We start from the raw sequence: 17,897 nt of genomic DNA, 5'->3' as shown, positions 1-17,897 counted from the left end.
CCTATTGATATTTCAATTCTCAATTCTTACTGTTAATTTCATCCAAAATTTCAGAGAAAACTGCCTGAGCTGAAAAGATTCTGTTTTTTGCCTGTTGATAGATGATTGAATTTTCGCCGTCCATCACTTCATCACTCAATTCCAAATTTCTACGAACCGGAAGACAATGCATCACTTTCGCATTATTTGTTAATTCTAATTTTTCGTTGGTCAGCATCCAGTTTTCGTCAACTTTTGGCATGACGGCATATTCTTCAAAAGACGACCAATTTTTCACATAAATAAAATCAGCATCTTTCAACGCTTCATCCTGATTATGAAGCACTTTTGTGTCCTTTGTAAAGTTTTTATCTAAATCGTAACCTTCCGGATTTGCAATTACGAAATCGACGTCCATTTGTTGCATCCATTCTGTGAAAGAATTTCCAACAGCCTGAGCAATCGGTTTGATGTGTGGCGCCCAAGTCAAAACGACTTTTGGTTTGCGATTTTCTTTCCAATTTTCTGTGATTGTGATGCAATCCGCCAGACTTTGTAAAGGATGACGAGTCGCTGATTCCAAAGAAATCACTGGAACTTTGGCGTGTTTCAAGAACTGACTCAAGATACTTTCGTTCACGTCGTCTTCTTTGCTTTTCATTCCTGCGAAACATCTTACGGCAATGATGTCACAATATTGATTCAGAACTTCGATGGCGTCTTTGATGTGTTCAACTGTGTCGCCGTTCATCACTGTTCCATCAGCGAATTCGAGATTCCAGGCTTCCTGAGCGGCGTTGAGCGTTAGGACATTTAATCCTAAGTTTTGAGCAGCTATTTGGGAACTTAATCTTGTTCTGAGACTGGAATTAAGGAAAACCAAACCAATCGTTTTTCCATTTCCTTTGGTTGGATTTTCTAATGGATTTTCTTTTATTTTTAAAGTTTTTGCAATGATTTCCTGCAAATTATCTATATCGTAAACCGAAGTGAAATTTTTCATTTTGAATAATTTTTTGAACGCAAAGCGCGCAAAGTTTTTTTTAACTAATAACTGTTTGTAAGGTTCGCAAAGGCGCTTACGCTCAGCTAAGCAATTTTAAACATTCATTTTGTCATTCCGTAGGAAACCTAACGAAGTGGTTCGACAAAGTCAATCTCGGCTTTTTAGATTCCTTCGGAATGACAAATATTATGTTTTTAATTCTCTGCTGTAACTTATTTTTTCTCATCAATGGCAGTCAAAGTTTTTTCTAAAGCATTGACGAACAAATCGGATTCTTTCTCCGAAATATTAAGCGCCGGTAAAATCCGCAGAACATTCTTGTCATTGGCATTTCCAGTGAAAATAAAATGTTCAAAAAGCAATTCTTTCCTGACCTCTGCACAAACTTGGTCGAGCTCGATTCCAATCATCAGACCACGCCTTTTGATGTTTTTGATGTGAGGGAAATCTTTAATTTTTTCTTCAATGTAAGCGCCTATTTTTTTAGAATTATCAATCAAATTTTCATTTCCGATAACTTCTAAAACCGCAATTCCAGCCACGCAAGCGAGATGATTTCCGCCAAATGTAGTTCCCAATAATCCATAACTCGCTTCGAATTTTGGACTAATCAAAACACCGCCAATCGGGAAACCATTTCCCATTCCTTTCGCAACCGTAATTAAATCTGGTTTAATATCGAATTCCTGATGGGCAAAGAATTTTCCGGAACGCCCGTAACCGGACTGCACTTCGTCCAAAATCAAAACTGCATTATTTTCCTTGCACAATTTTTCAATAGTTAAAATGAAATCTTTTTCCAACAAATTAATGCCGCCAACACCTTGAATTCCTTCTACGATTACTGCAGAGATTTCATTCTGATTTTCGGCAAAAACCTTTTCCAGTTCTTCCGAATTATTGAATTCACATTTGATGAAATTCTCAGATTCGTTGACTGGCGCTACGATTTTCGGATTATCTGTTACAGCAACAGCGGCGGAAGTTCGGCCGTGGAAAGCTTCGGAAAAATAAATCACTTTCTTTTTTCCGTTTTGAAATGAAGCCAGTTTCAAAGCATTTTCGTTCGCTTCCGCTCCGGAATTGCATAAAAACAATGAATAGTCTTCGTAACCTGATAATTTTCCTAATTTTTCAGCCAATTCTGTCTGCAAATTATTCTGAACGGAATTGGAATAAAAACTGATTTTCTCGAGTTGGTTTTTCAATTTCTCAACATAATGCGGATGGTTGTGACCGATGGAAATCACAGCGTGACCACCATAAAAATCGAGGTATTTTTGGCCGTTTTCATCCCAAAGGAAAGAACCTTCAGCTTTTACAGGATTGATGTTGAAAAGTGGATATACGTTGAATAAATTCATTTTAGTTGATTGTTATCAGTTGATAGTTGATTGATTTAAAATGCAATTGGTTTTAAGTTTAATCCGAGGTTCTGTTCCCAGCCATTGACAATATTCATATTTTGAATTGCTTGTCCGGATGCGCCTTTCAGAAGATTATCAATTGCGGAATGAACTGCTATTTTGCTTCCTTGTTTTTCGATTTGGATGACGCAGAAATTGGTATTCACCACTTGCTTCATATCAATTGGTTTCTCTGAAATTTTAACGAAAGGCGAATCTTTATAAAAATCCTTATATAATGTGTAAATTTTCTCTAATTCTAAACCGCATCCGATAGTTGAACTTGTAAAAATCCCTTTGGCAAAATCGCCACGCCAAGGCACAAAACTAAGTTCAACTTCTTCGTTATTAAGCAAATTAACTTGTTTCAAAATCTCGTCAACGTGTTGGTGATTCAAAGTTTTGTAAGCTGAAATATTGTCATTTCGCCAAGTAAAATGCGTTGTCGGTTGCAAAGATTGTCCTGCTCCGGTTGAACCTGTGATTCCTGTTGTATAAACCTCTTTCAACAAATTTTCCTTTGCTAAAGGCAATAACGCCAATTGAATCGCAGTTGCAAAACATCCTGGATTCGCAATACTTTTTGAATTCTGGATTTCATTAAAATAAATCTCGGGCAAACCATAAACGAAATTTCGATTTTCAAAATTGCTTTCGAGACGGAAATCATTCCCTAAATCTATAATTAAAGTTTCGCTTGAAACCGAATTTTCATTCAGCCAGTTCTGACTTTCTTTGTGAGGCAGACAAAGGAAAAGAATGTCAGTTTCTGAAATTTCGTTAGTCAAAACCAAATCACAAATCGAGTCCAAATCTGGATATAATTCTGAAATTTTCACTCCGGAATTGGAACGACTGAACAAAAACTTTAATTCTACATTCGGATGGAATATGAGCAAACGAACGAGTTCGCTTCCTGTGTATCCATTGGCTCCGATAATTCCGACTGATTTTTTCATTTTTAGCACGACAGTTTTTTTTACCGACGTTTTTATTATTGAACCCTGTCGGGTTCGGTTAATTTTTGTTATTCGTTTCCATAGGTTGCACCTACGGCTACTGATATTGAACTCTTCGAGTTCGTAGATTCTAATTCAATTTGTTGACCTGATGATAAATATTGAGCGAGTTGCTGAGGATTTTGGTAAAACCTTTGACATCATCGCCACTCCAAGCGATATTTTCTTCGCCGTAACTTCCAAATTTTGAAGACATTAAATCATTTCCAGACTCGATTCCATTTAAAATAAATCGATATGGATGAAGCGTTATAAATACTTTTCCGTTGACGGTTTTCTGAGAATCCTGTAGAAACGATTCGATGTTTCTCATCACAGGGTCAAGGAAAAGAGCCTCGTGAAGCCAGTTTCCGTACCAATCTGACAATTGTGATTTGATGGTCTGCTGATATTTGGAAAGTGTATGTTTCTCCAAAAGATGATGCGATTTTATGATAATCGCAGCAGCCGCAGCTTCGAAACCGACACGGCCTTTTATCCCGACAATCGTGTCGCCAACGTGGATATCACGACCAATTCCGTAAGGTGACGCCAATTCCTCAATCTTTTGAATCGCTAAAACCGGATGGGAAAAAGTTTCGCCATTGACAGAAATCAATTCTCCATTTTTGAATTCGATTTCCAGATTTGAAGGTTCGGTTTTTTCAACTTGCGAAGGAAAAGCGTCTTCCGGAAGGGAAAATCGGGAAGTCAAAGTTTCTTTTCCGCCGACGGAAGTTCCCCAAAGTCCTTTGTTGATGGAATATTTGGCTTTGTCAAAATCCATTTCGTAGTTGTGGTCTTTCAGGAATTGAATTTCGTCTTCACGCGATAAACTCAAATCACGAATTGGGGTTATGATCTCGATTTTGGGACACATGACGTTGAAAATCAAATCGAAACGAACCTGGTCATTTCCAGCGCCCGTACTTCCGTGCGCAATCGCGTCAGCTCCGATTTTCAAAGCAGCTTCTGCAATTGTCTGTGCCTGAATCGTTCTTTCTGCGCTGACAGACAATGGATAAGTATTGTTTTTCAGAACGTTACCGAAAATCAAATACTTGACACAATCATTATAGTATTTTTCTGAAGCGTCGATAAATCTATAAGAGGCCACGCCTAATTTCTCTGCTTTTTCCTTAAGCAAAACCTCATCATTTTTATCGAAACCACCTGTGTTAACTGTGACTGCGTGAACTTCGTAACCCAAAGTCTCGCTCAGATATTTGGCGCAATACGACGTGTCCAAACCTCCGCTAAATGCCAAAACTACTTTCTTACTCATTATCGTTATTTATAGATTCAAAATCTTTTTCTTTATTCATCTTTACTTTTTCAGGAACGAAAAGCATTGCTGTACAAAGACAGTTTTTGCGCTCCTTCATCATCAGAATTTCGTAGTTCACGCAGTTTTTACAGCCGTTCCAAAATTGCTCATCCTGAGTCAATTCTGAATAAATAACCGGTTTATAACCTAAACTGCTGTTGATCTTCATCACTGCCAATCCGGTTGTGAGGCCGAAAATCTTTGCATTTGGATATTTTAATCGGGAAAGTTCGAAGATTCTTTCCTTAATCAAAGTTGCTAATCCGGCGTTTCTGAATTGAGGCGAAACTATCAATCCGGAATTGGCGACATATTCTCCGTTTGTCCAGGTTTCTATGTAGCAGAAGCCTGCCCAGGTTCCATTTTCGTCGATTGCGATGATGGAATTACCTTCCGAGATTTTTTTGCCCAGATATTCGGAGGAACGTTTTGCGATGCCTGTTCCTCTCTTTTTCGCAGAATCCTCCATTTCATTTCGGATTTCTTCTACATAGACCAAATGTTTCTCTGAGGAAACTTCTAATTTCATTGACATTATCTAATTAAGTTGCAAACTTAAATACAATTATCTTTATTAACCAAATTTAAAAGATAATTTTATCTGTTAAATAATTTTTAACAACAATATTATCTTTAAGCCAATATTAAATATTGCTAAATTATTATATATTTGCTAAAAAGATATAGTTATGGAAAATCAATGTCCTAAATGCAACAATGACAAAGTCTCTAAAAGCGGAATTATCAAAGGAAAGCAGAGATTCTATTGTAAAAATTGCAACTATAATTTCACGGTCAAAAAATTAGGAAAACAAATTGATGATTACTACGTAACCAAAGCTTTACAACTTTATCTTGAAGGGTTAAGCTATCGGGAAATCGAAAGAATTATCGGCGTTTCTCACGTCAGTATCAGTTCCTGGATTAAGAAATATAACATTAGCCGACCCCCACATTCGGAGTTTCATCCGGTTTATAAAGTCCTGAAACAAAATGAACTGATAGAATATATTTCTCAGGAAAATAATCTTGAAAATTCCGGATTGATTATTACTCAATTTGCCGATAAGTATATGTTAATTAAGTGGGAACGTTTTAAAAAATAGATAAAGAAACAAGACAAAAGTATAAAGATTCAAGATAAACTATATAATTAGCATTAATATATATTAAATTTTTGTAAACAAAATATTAATAACAATTTGGCAATCACAAAATAAACACCAAATTCTTATTAATTTATGAAGAAAATTCTAACTTTTATAGGTTTAGCACTTTTTAGCGCCAGCCTATATTCGCAAGGATCGCCTGATTATGGAAATGGTTTAAAATTAAATCTCAATCCGGAAGGCGATAAGTATGTAAGATTTATTCTTTGGAACCAGATATGGTTGAGAAATACGGAAATGAATCCCGGAACAATGGTTTCTGACGAAGCCACAAAAAATTCCTGGAACATCGGAAACCGACGACTGAGAGCTCTTGCCTATGCACAAATTACCAAAAGATATATGGTTTTGATGCATTTTGGAATTAATAATCAGACTTTTATCAATGGTGGCGGTTCGGGCTCCACAGGAACTGGCGGTTACGGAAACGGTAAAAAGCCTCAGATGTTTTTTCACGATGCGTGGAATGAATACGCTGTAGTTTTGCCGGGAGAAGCGGGGAAATTCAGTTTGTCGATTGGAGCCGGACTTCACTATTATATGGGACTTTCCAGGATGACAATGGCTTCTACACTTAATTTCCTGACAGTTGACTCGCCGATTTTCACCTGGCCTTTGATTGACAATTCTGACCAGTTTGCCAGACAAATGGGAATGTTTGCCAAAGGGAAATATGGAAAATTTGAATATCGATTCAGTTTAAACAAACCATTCGCAACCAATCTTGCGCCAGTTGATGTAACAAATCCAGCAGCAAGAGTCGCAGTTGATAATAACGGAAACCCGGAATTCTCCAAAGCCGGATATGTAGAATATCAATTCCTTGATTCGGAATCTAATCTTTTGCCTTTCAAAGTTGGTTCTTATCTTGGAACTAAAAGAGTTTTTAATCTGGGAGCAGGTTTTTACCATCAAAAAGATGGAACAAGAACTTCTGTTAACTCTCAAATCGAGAAACACGATATTGCACTTTATGCGATTGATGCTTTTGCAGATTTACCTTTAGGAAATGCTAAAAATAAAATGGCACTTTCCGCTTACGCAGGATTCTACAATTACAACTTCGGACCTAATTATCTGAGAAATCTCGGCATAATGAATGTTGGTTCCAACGACCCTAATTTCATAGGCGATAAAGCAATTGCCGGCCCAGGAAATCTTCAGCCGATGATAGGAAGCGGAAATATCTATTATTTACAAGCCGGATTATTATTACCAAGTAATGCCGACAAGCCGAAAATCAGAATTCAGCCTTTTGCAGCTTACACGAATAAGAACTTCAAAGCTTTGGAGAATTCTTCTTCACAGTTTGATGTTGGCGCCAACTGGTTTATTGATGGTCATCATGCCAAATTGACGACGCAATATTCAACCAGACCAACTTACACAAGTGCCTCTTCTGAACCGAAATCCAAGGGAGAATTCATCCTTCAATTCCAAATCTATCTATAACCGTTTAACATCAAATCTTAATATAAAATGAGCGATTCACATCACGAACAGTACGAAAACCTGAGCGACAAGCAGAAAAACCGCACCATCTGGAGCGTGATCATGGCTTCGTCCCTCGGAACCCTTATCGAATGGTATGATTTCTATATCTTCGGAAGTTTGGCCGTTGTTTTAGCGACGAAATTCTTTCCAGCTGACAATCCGACAGCCGCCTTTTTATCAACCTTAGCAACATTTGCAGCGGGTTTTGTTGTAAGGCCTTTTGGTGCGTTATTTTTCGGAAGATTGGGCGATTTGATTGGAAGAAAATACACGTTTCTTGTGACACTTCTGATCATGGGATTCTCGACATTCCTCATCGGATGTATCCCGAGTTATGAGACGATTGGCTTTATGGCGCCGGTTTTAGTTTTAATCCTTAGACTTTTACAAGGTCTAGCGCTCGGTGGAGAATACGGCGGTGCAGCTACTTACGTTGCAGAGTACGCACAACCTCACAGACGTGGTTACTGGACTTCCTGGATTCAGACGACGGCGACGGCAGGTTTATTTATTTCATTAATTGTAATTCTAATTACAAAGACTTCACTATCTGCCGAGGAATTTGATACTTGGGGCTGGAGAGTTCCGTTCTGGATTTCGATTCTAATGGTTGTTGTTTCATATTTTATCAGAAAGAATATGAAGGAATCGCCTCTTTTTGCAAAAGCCAAAAGCGAAGGAAAAACATCGACCAACCCTTTGAAGGAAAGTTTTGGAAACAGATTCAATTTCAAGTTTGTGTTATTGGCCCTTTTCGGAGCAGCTATGGGACAAGGTGTGATCTGGTACACGGGACAATTCTACGCAATGAGCTTTATGCAGAAAGTGATGAACATCGACACCACTCAAGTTGATTCATTAATGGCTTTAGCATTATTCCTTGGAACACCATTCTTTGTATTTTTCGGATGGTTATCAGATAAAGTGGGGAGAAAAGCCGTGATGATGACCGGAATGCTGGTTGCCATATTAGCTTACAGACCAATATACAGAGCAATGTTCAATTCAGTTGATATTGCTAAAAAAGAAGTTGCAGCGGGCGGAATCACAGAATCCAGAACCGTAAAAGTTCACGACAAGGTAGCAACAGACAGCTTAATCACATTCCATAAAGAAATTGCTTATACTGATGGGACATTACTGAAAAAAGACAGCATTGTCCATTGGTCCGCGGCCGGACCTGTAATGAAAGACGGAAAAGCGGAAGAACCGAAAGTTTCAAAATCAATCAAAATCAGTGATGACACCAAATGGTATCTCGTATTCCTTGTGTTCATTCAGGTCATTTTTGTGACGATGGTTTATGGCCCGATCGCCGCATTCCTGGTAGAAATGTTCCCTGTCAGAATCCGTTACACATCGATGTCTTTACCTTACCATATTGGAAATGGTGTATTCGGCGGACTATTGCCGGCGGTCGCGACCTATCTTGTAACAACAGGAAAAGATGCCGGACACGCAGGCTGGTATCTGGAGGGACTCTGGTATCCGATCGGTGTGGCCGCGGTGTGTCTCGTGATCGGTTTGGTTTACATCAAAAACAAAAATCAAAATATCCACGATTAATACTAGATAATTTATTAATTTTAAAAACAAAGAAAAAATGGACGGACTTAAAAAAATATTAGGTATAGTTTGGATTTTGCTGGCATTGGTAGTTCTCTACTTCGGACTGACAGTAATGGGAATTCCTAAACTAACGTCAGGAAAACAGGAAGATCTGGTATTCGGGATCATCATTGTGTTTATCCTATTGCCAATTGTTTCCGGAGGATTGGGCGTATTCGGGTATTATGCATTGAGCGGAGATTATTCCGAAGAAAAATTATAACACTAAATTATAATTCATATTTGATAATTGATGAATGATACTCGTTCATCAATTATCTTTTATCAATAATCATTTATGAAGAAACGACACGAACAAAAACTGATCATTCTGAGCTTTGGATTATTCATCTTATTCAGCGCTCCGATGATCCTTTTGTTCAATAGTGAGAAAGAGTTGTTCGGATTTCCGATGATCTATGCCTACATCTTCGGTGTGTGGTTTTTCTCCATTATCATTTCGTTTGTCATTTTCAAAAAATACGATGAATAGTTACGCATTATTTGCAGTTGTAATCCTCTATCTCGCCCTTCTTTTCCTGGTTGCCCATCGCGCAGAGAAAAAGAAGAGCAAGATCTGGGTGAACAATCCTTACATCTACGCATTGTCGTTGGCTGTTTATTGTACGGCGTGGACGTATTACGGAAGCATCGGTGTTGCCGTGAACGACGGGCTGGATTATCTTCCGATCTATGTTGGCCCGATTATCATTATTCCTGCCTGGATCTATATCAATCGAAAAATCATCCGAATCGCCAGAATCAACAAAGTCAGCAGTATTGCGGATTTTATTTCCCTACGTTACGGGAACAGTCGTTCGTTTGGAGCGATTATCACTTTGGTCTGCATTTTCGGATCATTCCTTACATCGGACTTCAAATCAAAGCTATTTCCGAGACTTTTCATTTGGTTACACAAACGCCAATTTCGAAAGATCTGTTTACAGATAACGCGACTTACGTCGTGATTCTATTGGCTCTTTTTTCGTCATATTACGGGACACGTTATGTTGATGCATCAGAAAAGAGATTGGGAATCATTTCCGCCGTTGCACTGGAAAGTTTTTTGAAATTGATTTTCTTAATTGTTCTCGGAATTTTCGTCACATTTTTCGTTTTTGACGGATTTTCCGATATCTATGAAAAAGCAAGTCAATTTCAAGACTTCAAAACTAAGAATACATTTTCGGGACTGGAAGGAAGCATCAACTGGATCATCTTAAGTCTAATTTCCGCTTCTGCCATCTTCCTTTTACCTAGACAATTTCATACAACTATTGTTGAAAACAGACAGGAAAAGCACTTGAAAACTGCGATTTGGTTTTTCCCGCTTTATCTTTTGATCTTCAATGTTTTTGTATTTCCAATTGCTTGGGGCGGACGGATTATTTTTGATGGACAATCTGTGAATCCCGAGTTTTATTCTATCCTGATTCCACAGCATTTCGGTAATCAAATTATCACGGTTTTGGTTTTTCTTGGCGGATTGAGTTCATCAATTTCGATGGTAATTATTTCGAGTATTACTTTGTCAATTATGTTGTCCAACAACCTTATTATTCCTTATAGTTGGCTGGATAAATTGAAATCTGACAACGATGTAAAAAACACCAGAAATATTACTAACATTAGAAAAATCAGCATTTTCATTCTGATTGTAACCGCTTTTATTTTTTATAAATTCTTCATTTTACAGAACAGTTTATATTCTGTCGGACTGATTTCTTTTGTCGTAATTTCCCAGCTTGGCCCTTCATTTTTTGGAGCGATCTTTTGGAGACGAGGAAGTTACAAAGGTGCAGTTTTCGGATTGATCGGAGGTTTGATCATCTGTTATTTCGGATTGATCATTCCACAGTACTATTTTTCATACAATCAGGAATTCAAAGGATTTTTGAGGGAAATGTACAATTGGTTCAGCTTTTTCAATATTACTTATCTGGATAGCATTTCGCAAGTTTTCTTTTGGTCAATTTTGGTCAATATGACCTTGTTTACCGTAATTTCTGTAAGTCAAAAAGGAGATTATCGAGAAAGAAACTTTGCCGAGATCTATGTTGATGTTGACAGATACATTCAGAATCACGAAAATGCTTTTATCTGGCGAGGGAAAGCTTACGTTTCCGACATCCGAAATATCCTGGTGAAATTCCTTGGCGAAAAGAAAACCGAACAGGCAATGCGGATTTTCAATCTCAAATATAATATTGACACAAGAACTGAAACTGCTGACGCGAGATTTATTAAATTCTCAGAGAATCTTCTATCCGGAAGAATCGGAACCGCTTCTGCAAAAATCCTGATCGAAGGTGTGACTTATGAAGATAAGATTTCCTTGAAAGAAGTTTTAGAAATTCTCGAAGAATCCAAAGAAAATATCAGCCTTAATAAAAAACTGACGGAACAAAGCCGAGAATTGAGACAATTGTCTGATGAATTAAGTTCAGCCAACGAAAACCTCATATTCAAAGACAAGCAAAAAGACGATTTCTTGGATTCCGTAGCTCATGAACTCAGAACTCCGATTACTGCGATTCGTTCTGCTGGTGAGATTTTAGCTGACGATGATGATATCACGTTAGACATCAAGAAAGAATTCCTCAATAATATCATCACAGAATCTGACCGACTGAATGAAATTATCAATGATATCCTTTACCTCGACAAGCTTGAACACGGCGAAATCGCTTTGAATATTGAAACCAATGACATCATTGAAACTTATCAAAAAGCACTGAATCCAATCAGTCATCTTTTACATCAAAAGAATATTCATCTCAGTGAGGTCAATCTTTTAACAGAAACCAAATTTGAATATGATGAAGCAAGGCTGATTCAGGTTTTCCAGAATATTTTAGGCAATGCTTTGAAATTCACGGATGTGCAAGGCACGATCCAGGCGAAGTTTCAGGAAAAAGATAATCAATTGGTGATTAGAATTTTCAATACTGGCAAACAAATTCCGGAAGATGACCTCAATCTGATATTCGATAAATTTTACCAATCCAGAAATCAGAACATCAGAAAACCTTTGGGAAGCGGTCTCGGGTTAGCAATTTGCAGAAAAATAATGGAAGCTCATAAAGGCAATATTTCCGCCGAAAACAACGGTTTAGGAGTGAGCTTTGTATTGAGGCTTCCATCAAATAATTAAGAAACAAAATGAAAAAAATATTAATAGCAGACGACGAACACAAAATCCTGATGTCATTGGAATACAGCTTCAGGAAGCAAGGTTACGAAGTTTTCATTGCACGAGACGGAACCGAGGTTCTGGAATTATTGAAAACCATTACCCCAGATATCATTTTACTCGATATTATGATGCCCAATCTTGACGGTTACAGCACTCTTAATGAAATCAAAACAATGGAAAGCCTCAACCACACCAAAGTGATCTTCCTGAGTGCAAAAACCAACCCGAAAGACATCGAAAAAGGATTGGAATCAGGTGCAGACGCTTATGTGACAAAACCTTACTCTATCAAGAAATTGATTCAGCAAATTGAGGAAATGCTTGAGTAGAACGAAGAGAAAAGAGTAAAGAAACAAGATTTATAAGAATTAAAATATTAATAATATGAGAAATTATCACATTCAGAATTTACAGGATTATTTCAAGGAGTACAAAAAATCAATCAAGAATCCTAAGAAGTTTTGGGATAAAATTGCGGATGAGAATTTTGTGTGGTATCAGCGTTGGTCCAAGGTTGTGGATTACAATATGGAGGAAGCCAACATCAAATGGTTCAAGAATGCCAAACTTAACATCACCAAAAACTGTCTGGACAGACATCTTTCCGTAAGAGGCGACAAAACCGCCATTATCTGGGAACCAAACGACCCGAAAGAAGAAGCACAACACATCAGCTTCAACGAACTCTACGAAAGAGTTAATAAAACAGCGAATGTTCTGAGAGAAATGGGCATCGAGAAAGGCGACAGAGTTTGCATCTACCTTCCTATGATTCCAGAACTGGCTGTTACAATGTTGGCCTGTGCTAAATTGGGTGCGGTTCACTCCGTGGTATTTGCAGGATTCTCTGCATCTGCTGTAGCATCCAGAGTGAATGACTGTGGGGCGAAAATGGTCATCACTTCAGACGGAAGCTATAGAGGAAATAAGGTTCTTGACCTGAAAAGCATCGTGGATGAAGCTTTGGAAAAAACACCAACCGTGGAAAGTGTTTTGGTTGTTAAAAGAACGCACAACGATGTGAAGATGAAAGAAGGCAGAGACCACTGGATGTCCGAGTATTACGATAAGGCTTCAGCAGATTTCGTGACGGTGATCATGGATGCAGAAGATCCATTGTTTATTCTTTATACTTCCGGTTCTACAGGAAAACCGAAAGGAATGCTTCATACTTGTGCAGGTTATATGGTCTATACCGCTTACACTTTCAAGAATGTGTTTAATTATAAAGAAAATGATATCTATTGGTGTACGGCGGATATCGGTTGGATCACAGGACACTCGTATATTCTTTACGGTCCGCTATTGAATGGCGCAACAACCGTTATCTTTGAAGGGATACCAACGTATCCTGATGCAGGAAGATTCTGGGAGGTGATTGAGAAACATAAGGTAACCCAGTTCTATACTGCGCCGACCGCCATCCGTTCTTTGGCCAAGGAAAGCGTAGAATGGGTTGAGAAGCACGACCTCAGCTCGTTGAAAGTGATCGGTTCCGTTGGAGAGCCTATCAATGACGAAGCTTGGCATTGGTACAACGACCACGTTGGAAAGAAGAAATGCCCAATTGTAGATACCTGGTGGCAAACAGAAACAGGTGGAATCCTGATCTCTCCAATCCCATTTGTCACTCCTACCAAACCAACATACGCAACACTTCCTTTACCCGGAATACAGCCTGTTCTGATGGACGAGAAACGAAATGAGATCACCGGAAATCAAGTAGATGGAAATCTCTGCATCCGTTTTCCTTGGCCAGGCATCGCCAGAACTATTTGGGGAGACCATCAGCGATACAAGGAAACCTACTTCTCGGCTTTCCCCGGAAAATATTTCACTGGTGACGGAGCTTTGAGAGACGAGGTAGGTTATTACAGGATCACGGGCCGTGTAGATGATGTTATTATTGTTTCCGGGCACAACCTTGGAACAGCACCAATTGAGGATAGCATCAATGAGCATCCTGCAGTGGCCGAATCTGCAATCGTGGGCTATCCGCACGATATCAAGGGTAATGCCCTCTATGGCTTTGTAATACTGAAAGAATCTGGTGAAAGCAGACAAAAAGATAATCTGGCCAAAGAGATCAACCAATTGATATCTGAGCAGATCGGACCAATTGCAAAGCTTGATAAGATCCAGTTTGTATCCGGATTGCCGAAGACGAGATCCGGAAAAATCATGCGCCGAATCTTGAGAAAGATCGCAGAAGGCGATTTCTCTAACTTTGGAGATACTTCTACTCTACTGAATCCAGAGATCGTGGATGAGATCAAGAATGAGAGAGTTTAGGTTAATTATGAATGATTAGTTGAGGAGCGTCAGGCTGAGGCCCTCAAAGCCTTTATAAAAAGATCAAGCCTTTAGACCTTACATCATAAAGCAAAAGCCACCCAAGGTCGGGTGGCTTTTGTCATTTTGTCAGTTGATTTTGGGTGGCTATCGGTATAGGGCCGGTATACGCATTCTATACGCTAAGCTTGTTTTCGTTTTTAAAGTGTTTGGGTCATTTCTGTCACATTGTCAGGGTTGTCGGTTGCCTTAATTGTGATCTTATCCCCTGCAAGATCTTTGTTACCTTCTGTTGCTGTATAGATCCACTCGAAGCCCGAATCTACCGCCGAACCCTCTTCTACCAGACTACCATCTTCATTTTCTATTGTTACAGTTACCGCTTTTACTGCAAAATCATCCAGTACCTTTATTCTAATGACATCTCCTTTTTCACCTGTATAACCAGACAGGTCTATGCTTTCTATGTCCGGTGCCTTCAGGAGATCGGCAACCGCTACATTATATGTACTGATGCCTTTGGATGCGTCTGCTGCGGCAGAGTACATTTGGTTTTGATTCGGATCTTTCATAACCGATTTGGCGTAGAGGGTCGCTTTTTGGAATTTGCGCTGATGCTCTTTCTGATTCTCTGTATAATCTCCGACTCTTTCTTTTGGTGCCCTGGAAACAATGGTTTTGCCGTTTCTCTGGCTGAAGACGATCAGGTCGCCTACTTTGCCACTAAGCCCGTGTGTGATGATGTTGTTTTTACTTTCTGCCATCGTTTATATTTTTTAAAGATTAATAAATTATTTGAAATCATATATCCAAATATATGATTGAATTTTTTGAGTTTCTTTTGATCAATGCGTTTTATGAAATCGGATATTTTTTAATTGTTTGTTTACAATGAATAGCATCAATAAGCACAAATCCACGTTCTGCTTTGAATGACAAACAAAGTACTTTCTTGTATTGCAAACCCATCATCCTTCACTACCCATCTGTTCCTTCTTATAGGTCTTTAGTATTTCCAATACTTTTTTGAAATCATTGGCGGACTTTCCGGACAAAATCCCAAGTTTGTAATAGAAGCTCCGTACATTATTCTTTGTATGGATATTGACTATCAAGAAAGTGGTCAGCAGTTCGTCTTTCAAATGACAGGAAAATATTTTGTGTAATGGTACTTCCATTTGTGGAAAGTTAATACTTCTGGAAAACGGATGTCTGGTCTTTATTGAAACAATATGTTCAGAGATATCCAATATCACGATTTTAAACCTTATTAATTTCCATATTATCACTAAGGAAAATAGGATACCTGCACCCACTATCAGTTCGTCCATGCGTTTATGTACAATTTGCGAGGATATTACAAGTAAGATTTCCAAAAGCAGGATAAAGGAAAGTATATACGCCTTTATCTGTACGCTTCTTCGGTTGTCAACTTTCATAGTGTTTTTTATTGTTTGTGGACATTAATATTTAAACGACCAAATCAGTTTGTACTCGGGTTCCTGTTCTTCGTAATAAAATACATCCCATATTTCCTTACCAAGAAAATACCGTGAGATGTAGATATCTACCACTGTGTTTTCTTCCAGGATGAAAGATGTCACATCCCTTATAAATCCCAGATAAGTATATCGTTCATAAAATAAAATGTAATCGTCCGATCTTTTGGATGGAGTACCAAAGAGCTGGAAAATCTCTTGTTTTTTTCTACGTAGATTTTTGTCCACCAGTTTTTTGAGTTTTTTTATTTTTTTGTTCATTTACAAAGTATTGTGTTAGACTTTTGTCATTTCTATGATATTAAAGGCACTAGGTCAATATCTACTTGCATTTTCTTGAGATGTTTTATAAAATTACAGATGCGGGACATTTCCATCCCGCTTTCCGTAACTAATTAAATTTCCTATCCGAATATTTCTGAAATTCATTAATTTTTGCTTTAATGCACCACCTTCAATATATCGCCTGTACGGTACAACGCCCCTGTAGGCAATCCTGCAGCTACTGCAGCTATATTGTCGGCATACTCGTCACAACCAACGATAATAGCTGGCGTAAGGTCTGAGGATTGTTTTACGACATGCAATTGAGCTGACGGTGTTGTGCTTCCTATTCCCACTTTTCCCTGGAAATAGTTTTTGGTATTCGTTCCCTCGGAATAAAGGTTATACGCATTCGTGGCTGTATCGCCTGTGAAACGGTACGGTTGTATGTAAATACCATATGAGGCAGATATCGCTCTTGTTCCCCCGCTTTCAGTTTTTTCGACAAGTAGGCCATACAATCGATTGACAGACTTTGTGCTCGTGTCTGAAAAACTGGTAAGCGAGCGTAAAGCAGCGGCATAACCTGTAATATTAATAGTACCTGTCCCTCTCGGCTCAAATTGAGAACTGACTCCTACAGTTCTGGCAATATTTACCACCCCACCTGATGGCGTTGGGCGTGATGTGAAATGTCCTCCCATCACATCATCCCCATTTGCTGTAAAAGTGTAACCAGCTGCTGCACTTGGAATTGCATAACCACTATAGGCGCGAAGAGCTCCGCCAACAGTTAAGTTACCGCTTGTAGCATAGCCATAGGCAGTAGCCATATTTGCGTAAGAATATCCCGTTGTTAAATCCCCTCCAACAGCCTGCAATGTGATATTGTTACTCAAGCCATGCACGTGTGTGGATGCTCCATTGTTCTTAGCACCTGCCAGGTTATAATTAAACAAACCACCATGTCCAGCTCTGGATACTGTAGAGGCATCTTGAACTGCAGAGTACAATCCCGTCAAGCTTCCCGAGCCTGCCGTGGATGTATCATAAACAAAATTATTGATACCATATTTGACACCTTGCTTATTAGTGTACATTGTACTGTTTATCCCATAAGATATGCCCGGATCTCCGGAAGAATTATTTTCAAAGACCTGAAGATTGGCAGTAGGAACCGACCCCGGATTTTGACCGATAGATACTTTCCCCATCTGGTAGATGCTTTGAGTATTAGATGTAGCATCAGTCGTACTTCCCGATACCTTCCAAGGTTCTGCCCCCCTGAGAGCTTGCCAGATGTTTCCATCAAAATAATAGTAGCCTTCTGCTGTGATGTTGGCGGTCTTGGTAGTACTTGTGGTTACAGCAGATGTAGAGTAAACGATGGCGCCTTTCTGGTCTGTATCATAGAGTGCATCTTTGCCCTGGATATCGTCCCCGCTCATTCTGGGAGCTATGATGCCCTCGGGAAGCGGAGTTGTAGTTGTGGTATTGATTGCTATGTCTAATGTTGCTTTAGGCGTTTCGGTATTGATTCCGACCTGGCTGTATGCTGTGGCACTTATTAGTACTGCGCTTAAAAGTGTAATATGTTTTTTCATTTGCTTTGTTTTTTAAATTGTTAAATCTCTGATCTATAAATCACCGGCAGAGAGA

18 protein-coding genes are annotated in these 17,897 nt (G+C 38.8%); 9 read left to right on the top strand and 9 right to left on the bottom strand.

The window, feature by feature from the left end; genetic code table 11:
- Window positions 1-19: 19 nt before the first annotated feature.
- The 5 genes from BLT30_RS04965 to BLT30_RS04945 form a co-directional block, all read right to left on the bottom strand.
- Complete coding sequence (locus tag BLT30_RS04965) at window positions 20-982, bottom strand: Rossmann-fold NAD(P)-binding domain-containing protein (protein WP_089871962.1); 963 nt, start codon at window positions 980-982, stop codon at window positions 20-22.
- Between the two features lie 215 nt (window positions 983-1,197).
- The gene (locus BLT30_RS04960; RefSeq protein WP_089871960.1) at window positions 1,198-2,349 is read right to left on the bottom strand and encodes an aspartate aminotransferase family protein; all 1,152 of its coding nucleotides are present in this window, start codon (window positions 2,347-2,349) and stop codon (window positions 1,198-1,200) included.
- Window positions 2,350-2,384: 35 nt separating this feature from the next.
- Window positions 2,385-3,350: an N-acetyl-gamma-glutamyl-phosphate reductase gene (gene argC / locus BLT30_RS04955; protein ID WP_089871958.1), complete on the bottom strand. Its 966-nt coding sequence runs from the start codon at window positions 3,348-3,350 to the stop codon at window positions 2,385-2,387.
- 130 nt (window positions 3,351-3,480) lie between these two features.
- On the bottom strand, window positions 3,481-4,674 hold the full coding sequence (locus BLT30_RS04950; RefSeq protein WP_089871956.1) for an argininosuccinate synthase: 1,194 nt from the start codon (window positions 4,672-4,674) through the stop codon (window positions 3,481-3,483).
- Window positions 4,667-5,245, bottom strand: coding sequence for a GNAT family N-acetyltransferase (locus BLT30_RS04945; RefSeq protein ID WP_221405576.1), 579 nt, complete (start codon window positions 5,243-5,245; stop codon window positions 4,667-4,669). The genes BLT30_RS04950 and BLT30_RS04945 overlap by 8 nt, the downstream gene beginning before the upstream one ends.
- A gap of 160 nt (window positions 5,246-5,405) precedes the next feature.
- Here BLT30_RS04945 and BLT30_RS04940 point away from each other — a divergent pair, with 160 nt between their 5' ends.
- The 9 genes from BLT30_RS04940 (at window position 5,406) to acs (ending at window position 14,475) form a co-directional block, all read left to right on the top strand.
- On the top strand, window positions 5,406-5,822 hold the full coding sequence (locus tag BLT30_RS04940; RefSeq protein WP_089871954.1) for an IS1/IS1595 family N-terminal zinc-binding domain-containing protein: 417 nt from the start codon (window positions 5,406-5,408) through the stop codon (window positions 5,820-5,822).
- 135 nt (window positions 5,823-5,957) lie between these two features.
- On the top strand, window positions 5,958-7,337 hold the full coding sequence (locus BLT30_RS04935) for a porin (protein WP_089871952.1): 1,380 nt from the start codon (window positions 5,958-5,960) through the stop codon (window positions 7,335-7,337).
- Window positions 7,338-7,364: 27 nt separating this feature from the next.
- The gene (locus tag BLT30_RS04930; protein ID WP_089871950.1) at window positions 7,365-8,945 is read left to right on the top strand and encodes an MFS transporter; all 1,581 of its coding nucleotides are present in this window, start codon (window positions 7,365-7,367) and stop codon (window positions 8,943-8,945) included.
- 37 nt (window positions 8,946-8,982) lie between these two features.
- Window positions 8,983-9,210: a DUF6814 family protein gene (locus tag BLT30_RS04925; protein ID WP_089871948.1), complete on the top strand. Its 228-nt coding sequence runs from the start codon at window positions 8,983-8,985 to the stop codon at window positions 9,208-9,210.
- A gap of 75 nt (window positions 9,211-9,285) precedes the next feature.
- The gene (locus BLT30_RS04920; protein WP_089871946.1) at window positions 9,286-9,480 is read left to right on the top strand and encodes a hypothetical protein; all 195 of its coding nucleotides are present in this window, start codon (window positions 9,286-9,288) and stop codon (window positions 9,478-9,480) included.
- Window positions 9,473-9,955 (top strand): hypothetical protein, encoded by a 483-nt coding sequence (locus BLT30_RS18435; RefSeq protein ID WP_317040514.1) that lies wholly within the window; start codon window positions 9,473-9,475, stop codon window positions 9,953-9,955. The genes BLT30_RS04920 and BLT30_RS18435 overlap by 8 nt, the downstream gene beginning before the upstream one ends.
- Window positions 9,895-12,141 carry an ATP-binding protein gene (locus tag BLT30_RS04915; RefSeq protein WP_317040513.1) on the top strand — a complete coding sequence of 749 codons (2,247 nt, stop codon included), beginning with the start codon at window positions 9,895-9,897 and terminating at the stop codon, window positions 12,139-12,141. Before BLT30_RS18435 ends, BLT30_RS04915 begins: the two co-directional genes overlap by 61 nt.
- A gap of 8 nt (window positions 12,142-12,149) precedes the next feature.
- Window positions 12,150-12,512 (top strand): response regulator transcription factor, encoded by a 363-nt coding sequence (locus BLT30_RS04910; protein WP_089871944.1) that lies wholly within the window; start codon window positions 12,150-12,152, stop codon window positions 12,510-12,512.
- Between the two features lie 55 nt (window positions 12,513-12,567).
- Complete coding sequence (gene acs, locus BLT30_RS04905; RefSeq protein ID WP_089871943.1) at window positions 12,568-14,475, top strand: acetate--CoA ligase; 1,908 nt, start codon at window positions 12,568-12,570, stop codon at window positions 14,473-14,475.
- A 200-nt stretch (window positions 14,476-14,675) separates the two neighbouring features.
- Here acs and BLT30_RS04900 read toward each other — a convergent pair whose 3' ends face one another.
- The 4 genes from BLT30_RS04900 to BLT30_RS04885 form a co-directional block, all read right to left on the bottom strand.
- Window positions 14,676-15,239, bottom strand: a complete 564-nt coding sequence (locus BLT30_RS04900) for a hypothetical protein (protein WP_089871940.1) — start codon at window positions 15,237-15,239, stop codon at window positions 14,676-14,678.
- Window positions 15,240-15,443: 204 nt separating this feature from the next.
- Window positions 15,444-15,806 (bottom strand): hypothetical protein, encoded by a 363-nt coding sequence (locus BLT30_RS04895; RefSeq protein ID WP_139166573.1) that lies wholly within the window; start codon window positions 15,804-15,806, stop codon window positions 15,444-15,446.
- A 132-nt stretch (window positions 15,807-15,938) separates the two neighbouring features.
- The gene (locus BLT30_RS04890; RefSeq protein WP_089871936.1) at window positions 15,939-16,235 is read right to left on the bottom strand and encodes a hypothetical protein; all 297 of its coding nucleotides are present in this window, start codon (window positions 16,233-16,235) and stop codon (window positions 15,939-15,941) included.
- Between the two features lie 179 nt (window positions 16,236-16,414).
- Complete coding sequence (locus BLT30_RS04885; RefSeq protein ID WP_089871934.1) at window positions 16,415-17,842, bottom strand: hypothetical protein; 1,428 nt, start codon at window positions 17,840-17,842, stop codon at window positions 16,415-16,417.
- Between the last annotated feature and the right edge of the window lie 55 nt (window positions 17,843-17,897).

The organism is Epilithonimonas hungarica (assembly GCF_900102265.1).
Lineage (GTDB): Bacteria > Bacteroidota > Bacteroidia > Flavobacteriales > Weeksellaceae > Epilithonimonas > Epilithonimonas hungarica.
The sequence above is the reverse complement of the archived record's forward strand: the minus strand, read 5'-3'. Positions and strand labels throughout refer to the sequence as shown.

Excerpts from the sequence above, each read along its gene's own strand:
- BLT30_RS04965 (WP_089871962.1), bottom strand. The coding sequence starts at position 982 with ATGAAAAATTTCACTTCGGTTTACGATATAGATAATTTGCAGGAAATC.
- BLT30_RS04960 (WP_089871960.1), bottom strand. The coding sequence starts at position 2,349 with ATGAATTTATTCAACGTATATCCACTTTTCAACATCAATCCTGTAAAA.
- argC (WP_089871958.1), bottom strand. The coding sequence starts at position 3,350 with ATGAAAAAATCAGTCGGAATTATCGGAGCCAATGGATACACAGGAAGC.
- BLT30_RS04950 (WP_089871956.1), bottom strand. The coding sequence starts at position 4,674 with ATGAGTAAGAAAGTAGTTTTGGCATTTAGCGGAGGTTTGGACACGTCG.
- BLT30_RS04945 (WP_221405576.1), bottom strand. The coding sequence starts at position 5,245 with ATGAAATTAGAAGTTTCCTCAGAGAAACATTTGGTCTATGTAGAAGAA.
- BLT30_RS04940 (WP_089871954.1), top strand. The coding sequence starts at position 5,406 with ATGGAAAATCAATGTCCTAAATGCAACAATGACAAAGTCTCTAAAAGC.
- BLT30_RS04935 (WP_089871952.1), top strand. The coding sequence starts at position 5,958 with ATGAAGAAAATTCTAACTTTTATAGGTTTAGCACTTTTTAGCGCCAGC.
- BLT30_RS04930 (WP_089871950.1), top strand. The coding sequence starts at position 7,365 with ATGAGCGATTCACATCACGAACAGTACGAAAACCTGAGCGACAAGCAG.
- BLT30_RS04925 (WP_089871948.1), top strand. The coding sequence starts at position 8,983 with ATGGACGGACTTAAAAAAATATTAGGTATAGTTTGGATTTTGCTGGCA.
- BLT30_RS04920 (WP_089871946.1), top strand. The coding sequence starts at position 9,286 with ATGAAGAAACGACACGAACAAAAACTGATCATTCTGAGCTTTGGATTA.
- BLT30_RS18435 (WP_317040514.1), top strand. The coding sequence starts at position 9,473 with ATGAATAGTTACGCATTATTTGCAGTTGTAATCCTCTATCTCGCCCTT.
- BLT30_RS04910 (WP_089871944.1), top strand. The coding sequence starts at position 12,150 with ATGAAAAAAATATTAATAGCAGACGACGAACACAAAATCCTGATGTCA.
- acs (WP_089871943.1), top strand. The coding sequence starts at position 12,568 with ATGAGAAATTATCACATTCAGAATTTACAGGATTATTTCAAGGAGTAC.
- BLT30_RS04900 (WP_089871940.1), bottom strand. The coding sequence starts at position 15,239 with ATGGCAGAAAGTAAAAACAACATCATCACACACGGGCTTAGTGGCAAA.
- BLT30_RS04895 (WP_139166573.1), bottom strand. The coding sequence starts at position 15,806 with ATGGACGAACTGATAGTGGGTGCAGGTATCCTATTTTCCTTAGTGATA.
- BLT30_RS04890 (WP_089871936.1), bottom strand. The coding sequence starts at position 16,235 with ATGAACAAAAAAATAAAAAAACTCAAAAAACTGGTGGACAAAAATCTA.
- BLT30_RS04885 (WP_089871934.1), bottom strand. The coding sequence starts at position 17,842 with ATGAAAAAACATATTACACTTTTAAGCGCAGTACTAATAAGTGCCACA.